We start from the raw sequence: 13,225 nt of genomic DNA on the forward strand, positions 1-13,225 counted from the left end.
AAAGAGAACAAATGTGGACATCGAGCCCAAGGAGCGCCCCATGCCCTATGCCCATTCCGACAAGACCCCAGCCGTGCTCAGCCATCCCGCGCCGGATGTGAAATCCCGCCCCAAGCTCGAAGGCGGCAAGCGCTTCCTGCTGGCCTCGGATTTTGAACCGGCGGGCGATCAGCCCACCGCCATTGCCGAACTGTCCCAAGGTCTCAATGAAGGCGAGCGCAATCAGGTGCTCTTGGGGGCCACCGGCACCGGCAAGACCTTTACCATGGCGAAAATCATCGAGGCAACACAGCGCCCCGCAATCATCCTGGCCCCGAACAAAACACTTGCCGCACAACTATACGGGGAATTCAAAGGATTTTTCCCCGAAAACGCGGTCGAGTATTTTGTCAGCTACTATGACTACTACCAGCCCGAGGCCTATGTTGCCCGCTCCGACACCTATATCGAGAAAGAATCCCAGATTAACGAACAGATCGACCGGATGCGCCACTCCGCCACCCGCGCCCTTCTGGAACGCGACGATGTGATCATCGTGGCCTCGGTCTCCTGCATCTACGGTATCGGCTCGGTCGAGACCTATGGCGCCATGACCCAAGACCTGACCGTCGGCGCGCAATACGACCAGCGCGCCATCATGGCCGATCTCGTCGCCCAGCAATACCGCCGCAACGATCAGGCGTTCCAACGCGGCTCTTTCCGGGTGCGCGGCGATAGCGTTGAAATCTTTCCCGCCCACCTTGAGGATCGCGCGTGGCGGCTGTCGTTCTTTGGCGAAGAGCTTGAGGCGATTACCGAATTCGATCCCCTCACTGGCGAGAAAACCGACACATTCGACAAAATCCGCATCTACGCCAATTCGCATTACGTGACGCCCAAGCCCACGATGCAACAGGCCATCATCGGCATCAAACGCGAATTGCGCATGCGCCTTGATCAGTTGGTCAACGAAGGCAAGCTGCTCGAGGCGCAGCGGTTGGAGCAACGCACCAACTTCGACCTTGAAATGCTCGAGGCCACCGGCGTCTGCAACGGGATCGAGAATTATTCCCGCTACCTCACGGGCCGCGCCCCCGGCGAACCGCCCCCCACCCTCTTTGAATTCATCCCAGACACGGCCATCGTCTTTGCCGATGAATCCCACGTCTCGGTGCCCCAGATCGGCGGCATGTATAAAGGCGACTACCGGCGCAAATTCACGCTGGCCGAACACGGCTTTCGCCTGCCCTCTTGTATGGACAACCGCCCCCTCAAATTCGAGGAATGGGATGCCATGCGCCCGCAATCGGTCTTTGTCTCCGCCACACCGGCGGCATGGGAAATGGAACAGACCGGCGGCGTCTTTACCGAACAGGTGATCCGCCCCACCGGGCTGCTTGATCCTCAGGTCGAAATTCGCCCTGTCGAAACCCAGGTCGATGACCTTTTGGACGAGGTGCGCCGCGTCGCCGCCGATGGCTACAGGGTGCTCGTCACCACCCTGACCAAGCGTATGGCCGAGGATCTGACCGAATACATGCACGAACAGGGCATCCGCGTGCGCTACATGCACTCTGATATCGACACGATCGAGCGGATCGAGATTCTGCGCGACCTGCGCTTGGGCGCGTTTGACGTGCTCATTGGCATCAACCTTTTGCGCGAAGGCTTGGACATTCCCGAATGTGGCCTTGTCGCCATTCTCGATGCCGACAAAGAAGGCTTCCTGCGGTCCGAAACCTCGCTGATCCAGACCATCGGCCGTGCCGCCCGCAACGCCGAAGGCCGCGTCATCATGTATGCCGACCGCATCACCGGCTCGATGGAGCGCGCGTTGGGCGAGACCAACCGCCGCCGCGATAAACAGATCGCCTATAACGAGGCGCATGGCATCACCCCCGCCACAGTGCGCAAGAATGTCGAGGATATTCTCGCCGGGCTTTACAAGGGCGACGTGGACATGGCCCGCGTCACGGCGCAGGTCGACAAACCCTTGGCCGGGGCAAACCTCGCAGCCGTGCTCGATGGCCTGCGCGCGGATATGCGCAAAGCTGCCGAGAATCTGGAGTTCGAAGAAGCCGCCCGCCTTCGCGACGAGGTCAAGCGCCTAGAGGCTGTGGATCTGGCAATCTCCGACGACCCTCTGGCCCGTCAATCCGCCGTCGAAGCCGCAAGCGCCGAAGCCGTCAAAGGGCGCGGCCGCTCAACAGCGGGCCGCCCAGGGCAGCGCGGGGGGAATGTAAAGCGGCGAGGGCGGTAGGGTGCGCAGTCATTGCGCACCTGCGGCCTTCCCCCTCTCGCCCGAGGTCTGGCTACACGAACGCCTCATCCTCCAGCGCCCGTAGGGTGCGCATTCATTGCGCACCAACCAACCACTCCCCAATCAACCCGGTGCGCAATGAAGGCGCACCCTACCTGCTTAACACCCCGCACTCACCTTTTCGCGCATCCTCTCTTGCCTTCCAGCAGGGGGAAGCTCCTATCTCTCCCTCAGTCACCACAGATAGGACAAACCCGATGCGCATCCCCCTGACTGCCGCTCTGCTGGCTTTCACCCTTTCACCGGCCCTCGCCGATAGCCATGGTCACGGCACAGACCACAGCAACCACTCCGCGCATGCGACCCACGGCCTGCCCGCCTCGACCCAAGCCTATATCGAGGCGAACGCCGCCATGCATGGCGCGATGGACATCGACTTTACCGGCGACGCCGATGTGGATTTCCTGCGCGGCATGATCCCGCATCACGAGGGGGCAGTCGCCATGGCGCGGATCGTTCTCGAACATGGCAAGGACCCGGAGGTGCGCAAATTGGCCGAGGATGTGATCACCGCACAAGAGGCAGAGATCGCCTGGATGCGCGCACGCCTCACCGAACTGGGCCACTAAGTTGGCGGGCCTTTCAGCCCCCCTCAAAGCGCCGCGTAAGGTTTGTACCAAATCCCTGTAAGAACCGTACAAACCTTACGCGCACGCCCGCGTTTTATAGCTGTTCCATCACCGCATCCGAGGCTTCGAAATTGGTGGTGACGCGCTGCACGTCGTCGTCATCCTCCAGCGCCTCGATCAGCTTCATCAGCTTCTGCATGCTCTCAAGGTCCATCTCGGTCGTGGTGGTGGGTTTCCACACCAGCTTGGTCGATGTGCTCTCGCCCAAGGCCCCCTCCAGCCCCGAGGCTACCTCGCTCAGATCGGTATCCGCACACCAGATGGTGTGGCCATCCTCGCCCGACTCCACATCTTCTGCCCCAGCTTCCAGCGCGGCCATCATCACCGTATCGGCATCACCCACGCTCGCCGCATAGGTCACCTCACCCTTGCGCTCGAACATAAACGCGACGCTGCCGGTCTCGCCCAGATTGCCGCCGTTCTTGGTAAAGGTCGAACGCACGTTCGACGCGGTGCGATTGCGGTTGTCGGTCATCGCCTCGACGATGATTGCCACACCATTGGGGCCGTACCCTTCATAGCGGATTTCTTCATAATCCTCGGCATCGCCCCCCATCGCCTTTTTGATGGCGCGCTCAATATTGTCCTTGGGCATGGATTGCGCCTTGGCTTCCTTGATTGCCAGACGCAGGCGCGGATTCTTGTCCGGGTCGGGATCGCCCATCTTGGCAGCAACGGTTATCTCTTTGGAAAACTTGGAGAATAGTTTCGCCCGCACGGCGTCTTGGCGCCCCTTGCGGTGTTGAATATTCGCCCATTTGGAATGGCCGGCCATAGTGCCTTCTCCTGCATATCCGGGAATCTGCCGCCTTTTATACGCTTGCCGCACGCAGGGCAACGCCCCGCCCCACCGTGGTGTGGTTTGATTTATGTCAATTTTGTTAGACACATTACACTGTAACCTAAAACGATACACAGGGAGTCCCGCCATGCGCATCGTCTTGATCCATCCCAATTACCATTCCGGCGGGGCTGAAATCGCCGGCAGTTGGCCACCGGCTTGGGTCGCTTATCTGGCGGGGCACCTGCGCGACGCAGGGTATACGGATGTCACATTCATCGACGCCATGACCAACCACCTTGACGATGACAGCCTGCGCGCCCGTCTCAGGGATCTGAACCCAGATGTTGTGGGGGTCACCGCAATCACCCCCTCGATCTATGTCGCGGAAAACATCCTCAAACTCGCACAAGAGGTGGTGCCAGATGCGCTGCGGGTTCTGGGCGGCGTGCATGCGACCTTCATGTATAAACAGGTCCTGTCCGAGGCCCCTTGGGTCGATGTGATCGTGCGCGGCGAAGGCGAGGAAATATTCCTCAACCTCATCCGCGCCGCAGACTCTGGCCACTGGCTTGGAAAACGGAAATCAATCAAAGGCTTGGCCTATCTAGACGGTGAGACGATCACCGCCACCCCCGCCGCCTCAACCGTCAAGGACCTTGATGCGATCAACCCAGACTGGTCGCTCTTGGAGTGGGAGAAATACATCTACGTCCCCTTGGGCAAGCGCGTGGCCATCCCCAACATGGCGCGCGGCTGTCCTTTTACCTGTTCCTTCTGCAGCCAATGGAAATTCTGGCGTGATTACCGCGTGCGCGACCCGAAAAAAGTGGTGGACGAGATCGAGAACCTTGTGAACAACCACGGTGTCGGCTTCTTCATCCTCGCAGACGAGGAACCTACGATAAACAAAAAGAAATTTGTGCAATTCTGTGAGGAATTGATCGCCCGAGACCTGCCACGCCGCGTGCAATGGGGCATCAACACGCGCGTCACAGACATCTACCGCGACCGCGACTTGCTGAAGTTCTACCGCAAAGCGGGGCTGGTGCATGTCAGTCTTGGCACCGAAGCGGCAGCGCAACTCAAACTCGACCAGTTCAACAAGGAAACCACCGTCGCCCAGAACAAAGAGGCGATCCAACTTCTGCGCGAGGCGGATATCTTTACCGAAGCTCAGTTCATCGTCGGTCTGGACAATGAGACCCCCGAAACGCTGGAGGAAACCTTTCAGATGGCCTGGGACTGGCAACCAGATCTGGCCAACTGGGCAATGTATACGCCTTGGCCCTTTACACCGCTCTTTCAGGAACTCCGAGATCAGGTCGAAGTCTTTGATTTCTCGAAATATAACTTTGTCACACCAATTATGAAACCGGCCACCATGACGCGCGGTGAACTCCTTGACGGAGTGATGAAAAACTATCGCCGCTTCTACATGCGCAAGGCGCTATTTCACTATCCATGGCGCGGCACCGGCTATCGGCGGCGCTATCTCTTGGGCTGTCTCAAGGCGTTTCTCAAGGCTGGCGTCAGCCGCACCTTCTATGATCTGGGCAAGGCAGGCTATTGGGGGCCCCAGACCAAGAACTCGGTCACGTTTGACTTTGACGAAACCCGCACCATCGCCGAGGCACAGATGGAGGATTGGGAAGCCAGCGCCGACCGTGCCGCCCGCGCGGCGGAACGCCGCGAAGCGGTGCGCACCCAGATGAAGGACCGCGCGTCCGAGCGCAACGAAGGGTTCAAGATGCCAAATGGGGCCGAAGTCCGCGCCTGCGGCGGCAGTACGCAGCAGATGGATGCCTGACGGCAGTCAGATAACGGCCCGCATCGGCCCAAATGCGGTCCTGCAACTGGCCCCCGCGATGGACCGCATCGTGGGGGCGGATGCCCGCCGTACCCTTTTTGCGCCTCTGGGATTTGATCCTCTGCCGGATTCAAACGCCATGATCAACGAGGCTCGCGTTGCGGCGCTGCATGGCGCACTGCGGCAGCAACACTCTGAAAATGCGCGAAAAATCGCCATCGCCGCTGGTCAAGGCACAGGCGATTACATCCTCGCCCATCGCATCCCACGCGCCGCCCAGACCCTTCTGCGCGCCCTGCCTGCGCGTGTCGCGGCCCCTATTCTGACCCGCGCAATCCTGGCCCATAGCTGGACATTCTGCGGCACGGGCACTTTGGCCGCAAAGTCCGGCCCGCCGGTGGTTTTTACCCTCGCCGACAATCCGATCATTCGGGGCGAACACGCAACGGCCCCGCTTTGCCATTGGCACGCCGCGGTGTTCGAGCGGCTTTTTTCCCGGCTCGTTCACCCACGTTCTCAGGCCATCGAAACCACGTGCTGCGCTACGGGGGCCTCCGCCTGTCGGTTCGAGATCGACTGGCGGCATTAGCCCTCAGAGTGGCCAGAGAAGCGGGATCAGCGCACTGGCCAAAAGGCCGATGCTCAGGTTGAGCGGAATGCCCACCCGCAGGAAATCGGTGAATTTATACCCGCCGGGGCCATAGACCAGCGTGTTGGTCTGATAGCCGATTGGCGTTGCAAAGCTCGCGCTTGCCGCCACCATCACTGCCACCACCAAAGGGCGCGCGTCGATGCCCATGGCATCCGCCAACCCGATTGCAATCGGCGTGACCACCACAGCCACGGCATTGTTGCTGATCAGTTCCGTGAGGAATGAGGTCAAAAGGTAAATCGCCCAGACCACCAAGAACCCCGGCATAACCGACAGTGTGGGGGCAATGCCGCCCACCAACAACTCGACCGCGCCCGAGGTCTGCAACGCCGCGCCGATGGCCAGCATGGCAAAAATAAGCGCTAGTAACTGCCCATCAATAAACGAAAAAGCCTCGTCGGCGTCAATGCAGCGCGCCAAAAGCACCATGGCCACCGCGATCACCGCAAGGGCCAGAATGGGCGCAACGCCAAGCGCTGCCAGCACAACGATGCCCGCGAGCGACAGCACCGCCAGCGGGGCATGCCCACGCCGAAATGCCCGGGCCGACGGGTGCGAGACATCCACCATCTCCATCTCGCGCGAGAGGCGCTGAATATCCTCAGGCGCCCCCTCCAGCAGCAGGGTATCGCCGACACGCACCACCAGTTCATCCAGTTGGCGCCCGATATTCTGGTTACGGCGATGCACCGCCAGCGGATAGACTCCGTACCGCCGCCGCAACCGCAGCGCGCCCAAGGAACGGCCCACCATCTTGCAGCCGGGCGTGATCAACACCTCAACCGTGGTCGTCTCCACCGCCGAAACCTGATCGACCCGCTTGAGGCTCTTGTTACGTTGCAGGCTCAAAAGCTCGGTCATCTGCGTGCGCAGAACCACCCGGTCGCCGACCTGCAGGGTGACATCTGCCAGATTACGACGCAGCGATTGATCCCCCCGGATCACGTCAATCAACCGCACACCTTCCCGCTTGAAAAGCTGCACACCGGTCACGTCACGGCCTATCAGGTTGCTTTCCGGGGGGATGACCGCCTCTGTAAAGAATTTCATCTTGGATCGGTCCGACAACAAGTCCGCCATGCTGTCGCGTGCGGGCAAAAGGAAGGGACCGAAAAAGCGCAGATAGATCGCCCCCCAAATGACCAGCACAATCCCAAGCGGCGTCACCTCGAAGATTGTGAATGGGGCCATGCCCGCCGAACGGGCCACGCCATCAACCAAGAGATTGGTCGAGGTGCCAATCAGCGTTGTGGTGCCCCCAAGGATCGCGGCATAACTTAGTGGAATCAGCAGCTTGGAGGCAGGAATCTTGAGCGTGCGCGCCAGTTGCACGAATACCGGGATCATCACGACGACAACCGGGGTATTGTTCATAAAGGCAGATCCGATCACCACCGAAATGAGCAGCATCGCAATCGCAAGGCGCGGGTTATGCTTGGCCTGCTGGTCGGCCAGCGTGGTAAAAGCATCCAGCGCGCCAGTGCGCACCAAGGCCCCCATGACGATGAACATCGCTGCAATGGTCCAAGGCGCGGGGTTGGAAAAGACGTCAAGCGCCGCGCCATAGGGCAGCACACCAAGGGCCAGCAACACCGCCACGCCCGCAATCGCCACAACCTCAGTCGGATATATTTCGCGCACAAAAAGCACGAACATGGCCGCCACAACCAGCAGCGTCAGCAACGCCTGACCGGTCTGGGATACGCCGAGCATCTCAATCACTTAAACGCACCTTTCATGGCCCTGCGCAAGTTTCCCCGATCCGTCGAGGGGCGGCAAGCGCCATATGTCCTATTGCCGGGAAGAAGGGAAAGGATGCACAACACGAACCACCAGTTGCCGGGTTTGTACCATTTATCGCCACCTCAGGGGCCAGACTGTTCCAATCGCCCGCCTTGGCGCACCATTTCAATACGCGTAGCGCGGCCTGTGGCGTCGTCGGTTTCGATATAGACGCCGGATACCGTGACCGCGCCCATAGCAGGAGTAAACCGATCCTTGGTCATCCCGGTGACAAAGCGGCGCATCGGTTCGGCCTTATCCATGCCGATCACACTCAGGTAATCGCCGCACATGCCTGCATCGCCCTGAAACGCGGTGCCGCCGGGTAAAATCTGCGCGTCCGCCGTAGGGATATGGGTATGGGTGCCCACCACAAGGCTTGCGCGGCCATCGCAGAAATGCCCCATCGCCATTTTCTCGGATGTGGCCTCGCAATGCATATCGACCACCGCAGCCTGCACCGCGCCCCCTAGGGGATGCACCCGCAATATCGCGTCAATTGCCGAAAATGGATCGTCATAGGCGCGGCGCATGAAAACATTACCCAGAACTTGTGCCACCAGCACCTTGCGCCCGCGCCCATCGGTAAACACACGGTGTCCGCGCCCCGGTGCCGCCTTGGCGTAATTGAGCGGACGGATCAAACGGCCCTCACGCTCGACGGCTTGCATCATGTCCTTTTGGTCAAAGGCATGATCGCCCAAGGTCACGCAATCTGCCCCCGCTTCGAACAGGTCTTTGGCATGTGCCGCCGTCAAACCCATCCCACCCGAGGCATTCTCGCCATTGACCACCACAAAATCGAGCTTCCACGCGTCACGCAGCTTGGGCAGCCGTTCCGCCACCGCCGCACGCCCCGCGCGCCCCATCACATCACCGAGAAATAGTATTTTCATGGGTCATTGTGTTAGGCCTCTGCCACGCCAAGGGCAAGGGCCAATGCAGCCCCCTCAACTGCCGCGATAGGTCGTGTAGCCATAGGGCGAGAGCAACAGAGGCACATGATAATGCACCGCTTGCGTCATACTGAACCGGATTGGGATCAGATCGAGAAAGCCACTCTCTACGCCCATGAGACGCAGATACTCGCCTGCATGAAACAACAATTCATAGGGTCCGGCGGCAAAGTCGGCCTCGGTCAGAATAGGTCCATCGGTTCGACCGTCCGCATTGGTGCGCCTTTCACAGAGCAGCACCGGCCCGCTATCCGTGATCCGGCTCAAGCGGATCAAAAGCCCCGGCGCCGGGCAGCCGCGCGCGGTATCCAGCACATGTGTCGTCAAATAGCCTGACATTTCGGGGGCTCCTTGCGTGACATGACGAACGATGTCTGTATCTCCTTACGGAACGGCCCCAAGATCAACCCCAGAAATGCCGCAAGCCCATGTCGAAGGAATGCCCGTGGCTCAAGACCGCCCCTCGCAAATGGACCGTGACCGCTTCGTTGCCCAATTTGGCGGCGTGTTCGAGCATTCGCCGTGGATAGCCGAGCGCGCCTATGATCTGGGAATATCCCCCCGCCATGATAGCGCCTTGGGCCTGCATGATGCCTTGTGCCGTGTCTTTCGCGACGCAACAGAGGTGGAGCGGTTAACTGTGCTGCGCGCGCATCCCGACCTTGCGGGCAAGCTGGCACAGGCACGGCGGCTTACTGCTGCGTCGAGCCATGAGCAGGCCAGCGCAGGGCTCGATGCGCTGACCGATGCCGAGCGCGCCGCGTTCGAGCGCCTCAATGCCGCCTATATCGCGCGCCATGGCTTTCCTTTCATCATCGCCGTGCGCGACCATGACAAGGCGGGGATCAGAGATGCTTTTGCCCGCCGCATCGATCAAGACAGCGCCACAGAACAGGCCGAGGCCTGTCGTCAGGTGGAACGTATTGCCTTTTGGCGGCTGCAAGACATGCTGGCGTGACGCAGGCCGCATCCGCGCCTGACACGTGAAGACTAGGATCAGCCGCCGCAAATCTCCTGCAAACGCAGCCAATCTGCATCGCTGAGCAAGGGCGGCGGCGGCGCGGTGCCGGCAAAGGGGTCTGCCTCGATCAACGTGACCGTCGTTTCCCCGGTGATGTCCTCCGCATAGGCATAAGGGCGTGCGCGCACCTGCCACTGGGCAAACCCTGCCAGCATTGCATCAGGGGCCACCGCCTCGGGCGCATCGCGCATCAGGCGTTCGGCATGGGCGCGCAACACATCGTCGGGCAAGAGCCCGGTTGCCAATAGTCGCAGCGTCGCCGACAGCCCCCCCTCTTCCAACAGCTTGGACAGGGGATCATGCGCCTCTGCGCGTAGATAGGCGGCGATGATGTGCCCCGCCAAAACATCGGGCTCGTTATGATCCTCAACCAGATCGGTATTGATCAGCACCGCCCCGCCCGGCAGGCGCAAGGCCCCTTCGATACCGCCGCGCACCACCAGAAACTCTGCCGCGCCTCCCGCGCGTGACGGGAGGCGGCGCGCCAGCTGCGCAAGGGCCGCGGCACCGCCCGGCCCCTCGCAGACCGGCCCGGTCACCCGTTGCAGATGCCCCAGCAGCGCGCGGCCGATCTCGGCCCGCTTGACCATCGGCACCACCTCTAGCGCGTGCTGCCGCGCGGCCCCCGGCAGCCAAAAAAGCACCAGCGCCGCAACCGCCGCCACACTTGCCAGCATGCCAACCAGCCTGAGCCGCCCCGGTTTGGGTCGTTGCCGCGCCACAGCGCCGCGCAATGTCTCGATGGCAGCGATCATGTCGGCCTCGTCCTCGGCCAGTTCCAGCGTCTCGCCGGGATCACCATCTGGGTTATAGATGGCCGGGTATTGCCCCGGATTGGCGCGCGCCACCGCCGCGATCGACCAATGCGCCTGAACCCGCTCGCGCATGTCGGTAATTGTCAGTGTCGCCTCGCCAACAGAGACGATCACATCCACCCGCTGCGCGTCCGGATTGGCCCGCCAAAGGCCCGCCGCCTCAAGCCTCTGATATCTGGTCAGTGCCGTCTTTTTCATGTTCCGGGGGCTGCCTGCCTTTATTTCCAGCACGCTAGCACGCCGGGGCAGAGGCGGGCAATCGCAAGAGTGCGACGCCAAGACGCCGGATTTCGCGCGCCAGTCGGGATGATTGCGCCTATCTGCGCCCGCAACGGGCGTTGGACGGCAACAAACCGTGCGACAATCCCCGCACGGTTGCCATGGCCCCCCGCCTTGACTCAATTATTATGTACAAGCATATTGCCGCCAAGCCCCTTTGAAAGGAAAGACGCACGTGCCAGCCTCCGCCACCGACAGCGTTGTCTCGGTGCATTCGGGCGAAAGCCCCCTTGTGCTGGCCATGCCCCATGCGGGCACCGACCTTCCAGCGGATATTGCAGCGCGGCTCAACGACACTGGGCGCGCACTCAGCGATACAGATTGGCATATCGACCGGCTCTATGATGGTCTCGTGCCGGAGGCGAGCGTGGTTGCCGCGCGCTTTCACCGCTATGTCATCGACGCCAATCGCGATCCGTCTGGGACAAGCCTTTATCCCGGACAAAACACCACGAGCCTAGTCCCTTTGACCGATTTTGACGGTGCGCCCCTCTGGTCCACACCCCCGACCGAGGCCGATACCGCAGAGCGGCTTGCCCAATTCCATGGCCCCTATCACGCGGCACTCAGCGCCGAACTTGACCGGGTACAGAGGCGGCACGGCTTTGCCATCCTCTATGATTGTCACTCGATCCGCTCGGAAATCCCGTTTCTCTTTGACGGGCGGTTACCCGATTTCAACATCGGCACCAACGACGGGGCCACCTGCGCCCCAGCACTTGCCGCCCTAACAGAGCGCCATTGCCATGCAGCATCCCGCTACACCACCGTCACCAACGGACGTTTTCGCGGCGGCTGGACCACGCGTCACTATGGCCGCCCCAAGGACGGGCTGCACGCCATACAGATGGAACTGGCGCAAGCCACCTATATGCACGAAGCGGCCCCGTGGGACTATGCCCCAGACCGCGCCACGGATTTACGCGCTGTGCTGGCCCCGATGCTGCGCGAGATTGCAACGCTCGATCTGAGCGCTTCGCACGCCTAAGCCCTTGCCGGTAACAGCCTTGCCTTGGCAGGTCGGTTTGCATAGCCTGATCGCAGTATTCCTTGTGAATGCTGGCTACAATGCGGGGAACACGCAGGACTGCGCCCTGCCAAATCAGGGAGAAACAGATGCAACAGCTTGTCAGGGGCGCACGCGGCCTCATCGTCGGGGCGGCGCTTGCGGTCGGAATGGCCACGGGCGCGCTCGCACAGGACCTCAAATTCTTTACCATCGGGACCGGCGGCACCGCCTATACCTATTACCCGGTGGGCGGCGTCCTCGCCAATGCCATCTCCAAACCGCCCGGGTCGCGCCCCTGCGAAGAAGGCGGAAGCTGCGGTGTCGAGGGCCTCATCGCCTCTGCCGTGTCGTCACGCGGATCGGTGGACAACGTCAACGCAATCATGTCGGGGCTGCGCAACTCCGGCTTTGCCCAGTCAGATGTGGCCTATTGGGCCTATACCGGCACCGGCACGATGGCGGGCCAGCCGCCCGCCGAAAAACTGCGCACCATCGCGGCGCTTTTTGACGAGCATATCCACCTCGTTGCCCTCGCCGACAGCGGCATCGAGAGCGTCAAGGATCTTGCGGGCAAGCGTGTCTCGCTCGACGAGCCGGGATCGGGCACCTATGTTGATGCGGGTCTTATCCTCGAGGCCAATGGCCTCTCGGTTGACGACGTGACCGCCGAGGCGCTCAAGGGCGATGCAGCCTCCGAAGCGCTGCGCAACGGCAAGATCGACGCCTTCTTTGTTGTCGCAGGCTATCCGGCAGGCTCTTTGGTGGAACTGGCCTCTGCCGCCGATATCAAATTGGTGCCCATCGCAGGCGAGGGCGCGGCAGAATTGACCGCCAAATACAACTTCTTCTCGCAAAGCGCGATTCCCGAAGGGGTCTATGAAGGGGTCGGGGCCACGGAAACCGTCTCGGTCGGGGCACAGTGGTTCACCTCTGCCGATGAAGACCCCGACCTGATTTATGAAATCACCAAGGCGCTCTGGAATGAAAACTCGCGCATCCTTCTCGATGTGGGCCATGCCAAGGGCACGACGATTACCCTCGACACCGCGATCAGCGGCGTGGGCGTTCCCCTGCACGACGGGGCCGAACACTTTTACAAAGAGGCCGGGCTGATCAAGTGATCCGCCGCGCCTGACCCTAAATCCCGGCCGCCGCACCCCGGTGGCCGGGATTTCCTTTTCGCCCCCCACAG

11 protein-coding genes and 1 pseudogene are annotated in these 13,225 nt (G+C 61.2%); 7 read left to right on the forward strand and 5 right to left on the reverse strand.

All coding sequences use genetic code 11. The features are described from left to right. Positions 1-40: 40 nt before the first annotated feature. Together uvrB and copM are read left to right on the forward strand one after the other, a co-directional pair. The gene (gene uvrB / locus RAK1035_RS02605; protein ID WP_037296948.1) at positions 41-2,239 is read left to right on the forward strand and encodes an excinuclease ABC subunit UvrB; all 2,199 of its coding nucleotides are present in this window, start codon (positions 41-43) and stop codon (positions 2,237-2,239) included. A gap of 257 nt (positions 2,240-2,496) precedes the next feature. After that, a complete protein-coding gene (copM, locus tag RAK1035_RS02610) occupies positions 2,497-2,868 on the forward strand; it encodes a CopM family metallochaperone (protein ID WP_008279352.1) in 372 nt (123 codons plus the stop codon). Positions 2,869-2,962: 94 nt separating this feature from the next. Here copM and RAK1035_RS02615 read toward each other — a convergent pair whose 3' ends face one another. Further along, a complete protein-coding gene (locus RAK1035_RS02615; RefSeq protein WP_008279353.1) occupies positions 2,963-3,703 on the reverse strand; it encodes a YebC/PmpR family DNA-binding transcriptional regulator in 741 nt (246 codons plus the stop codon). A gap of 154 nt (positions 3,704-3,857) precedes the next feature. On the opposite strand from RAK1035_RS02615, the gene bchE reads away from it, so the two are divergent. Further along, positions 3,858-5,519, forward strand: a complete 1,662-nt coding sequence (bchE, locus tag RAK1035_RS02620; RefSeq protein ID WP_008279354.1) for a magnesium-protoporphyrin IX monomethyl ester anaerobic oxidative cyclase — start codon at positions 3,858-3,860, stop codon at positions 5,517-5,519. Beyond that, positions 5,512-6,108 carry a bacteriochlorophyll 4-vinyl reductase gene (gene bchJ, locus RAK1035_RS02625; RefSeq protein ID WP_008279355.1) on the forward strand — a complete coding sequence of 199 codons (597 nt, stop codon included), beginning with the start codon at positions 5,512-5,514 and terminating at the stop codon, positions 6,106-6,108. The genes bchE and bchJ overlap by 8 nt, the downstream gene beginning before the upstream one ends. A 3-nt stretch (positions 6,109-6,111) precedes the next feature. Here the strand turns inward: bchJ and RAK1035_RS02630 are convergent, their stop codons facing one another. From RAK1035_RS02630 to uraH, 3 genes are all read right to left on the reverse strand, one after another. Then, on the reverse strand, positions 6,112-7,884 hold the full coding sequence (locus tag RAK1035_RS02630) for an SLC13 family permease (RefSeq protein WP_008279356.1): 1,773 nt from the start codon (positions 7,882-7,884) through the stop codon (positions 6,112-6,114). Between the two features lie 152 nt (positions 7,885-8,036). Continuing rightward, the gene (locus RAK1035_RS02635; RefSeq protein ID WP_008279357.1) at positions 8,037-8,849 is read right to left on the reverse strand and encodes a TIGR00282 family metallophosphoesterase; all 813 of its coding nucleotides are present in this window, start codon (positions 8,847-8,849) and stop codon (positions 8,037-8,039) included. 54 nt (positions 8,850-8,903) lie between these two features. Further along, entirely contained in the window at positions 8,904-9,248 is a 345-nt protein-coding gene (gene uraH, locus RAK1035_RS02640; protein WP_008279358.1) for a hydroxyisourate hydrolase, read from the reverse strand. A gap of 118 nt (positions 9,249-9,366) precedes the next feature. On the opposite strand from uraH, the pseudogene uraD reads away from it, so the two are divergent. Further along, positions 9,367-9,867: pseudogene (gene uraD / locus RAK1035_RS02645) on the forward strand (2-oxo-4-hydroxy-4-carboxy-5-ureidoimidazoline decarboxylase); the annotation flags it as partial. Positions 9,868-9,905: 38 nt separating this feature from the next. Here uraD and RAK1035_RS02650 read toward each other — a convergent pair. Beyond that, positions 9,906-10,943, reverse strand: coding sequence for a hypothetical protein (locus tag RAK1035_RS02650; protein ID WP_008279360.1), 1,038 nt, complete (start codon positions 10,941-10,943; stop codon positions 9,906-9,908). Between the two features lie 256 nt (positions 10,944-11,199). On the opposite strand from RAK1035_RS02650, the gene hutG reads away from it, so the two are divergent. Together hutG and RAK1035_RS02660 are read left to right on the forward strand one after the other, a co-directional pair. Then, positions 11,200-12,012: an N-formylglutamate deformylase gene (gene hutG / locus RAK1035_RS02655; protein ID WP_008279361.1), complete on the forward strand. Its 813-nt coding sequence runs from the start codon at positions 11,200-11,202 to the stop codon at positions 12,010-12,012. Positions 12,013-12,140: 128 nt separating this feature from the next. Further along, positions 12,141-13,154, forward strand: coding sequence for a TAXI family TRAP transporter solute-binding subunit (locus RAK1035_RS02660; protein WP_008279362.1), 1,014 nt, complete (start codon positions 12,141-12,143; stop codon positions 13,152-13,154). Positions 13,155-13,225: the final 71 nt, after the last annotated feature.

The sequence above is a fragment of the Roseovarius sp. AK1035 genome (assembly GCF_003288315.1).
Lineage (GTDB): Bacteria > Pseudomonadota > Alphaproteobacteria > Rhodobacterales > Rhodobacteraceae > Roseovarius > Roseovarius mucosus_A.

Excerpts from the sequence above, each read along its gene's own strand:
- uvrB (WP_037296948.1), top strand. The coding sequence starts at position 41 with ATGCCCTATGCCCATTCCGACAAGACCCCAGCCGTGCTCAGCCATCCC.
- copM (WP_008279352.1), top strand. The coding sequence starts at position 2,497 with ATGCGCATCCCCCTGACTGCCGCTCTGCTGGCTTTCACCCTTTCACCG.
- RAK1035_RS02615 (WP_008279353.1), bottom strand. The coding sequence starts at position 3,703 with ATGGCCGGCCATTCCAAATGGGCGAATATTCAACACCGCAAGGGGCGC.
- bchE (WP_008279354.1), top strand. The coding sequence starts at position 3,858 with ATGCGCATCGTCTTGATCCATCCCAATTACCATTCCGGCGGGGCTGAA.
- bchJ (WP_008279355.1), top strand. The coding sequence starts at position 5,512 with ATGCCTGACGGCAGTCAGATAACGGCCCGCATCGGCCCAAATGCGGTC.
- RAK1035_RS02630 (WP_008279356.1), bottom strand. The coding sequence starts at position 7,884 with ATGCTCGGCGTATCCCAGACCGGTCAGGCGTTGCTGACGCTGCTGGTT.
- RAK1035_RS02635 (WP_008279357.1), bottom strand. The coding sequence starts at position 8,849 with ATGAAAATACTATTTCTCGGTGATGTGATGGGGCGCGCGGGGCGTGCG.
- uraH (WP_008279358.1), bottom strand. The coding sequence starts at position 9,248 with ATGTCAGGCTATTTGACGACACATGTGCTGGATACCGCGCGCGGCTGC.
- RAK1035_RS02650 (WP_008279360.1), bottom strand. The coding sequence starts at position 10,943 with ATGAAAAAGACGGCACTGACCAGATATCAGAGGCTTGAGGCGGCGGGC.
- RAK1035_RS02660 (WP_008279362.1), top strand. The coding sequence starts at position 12,141 with ATGCAACAGCTTGTCAGGGGCGCACGCGGCCTCATCGTCGGGGCGGCG.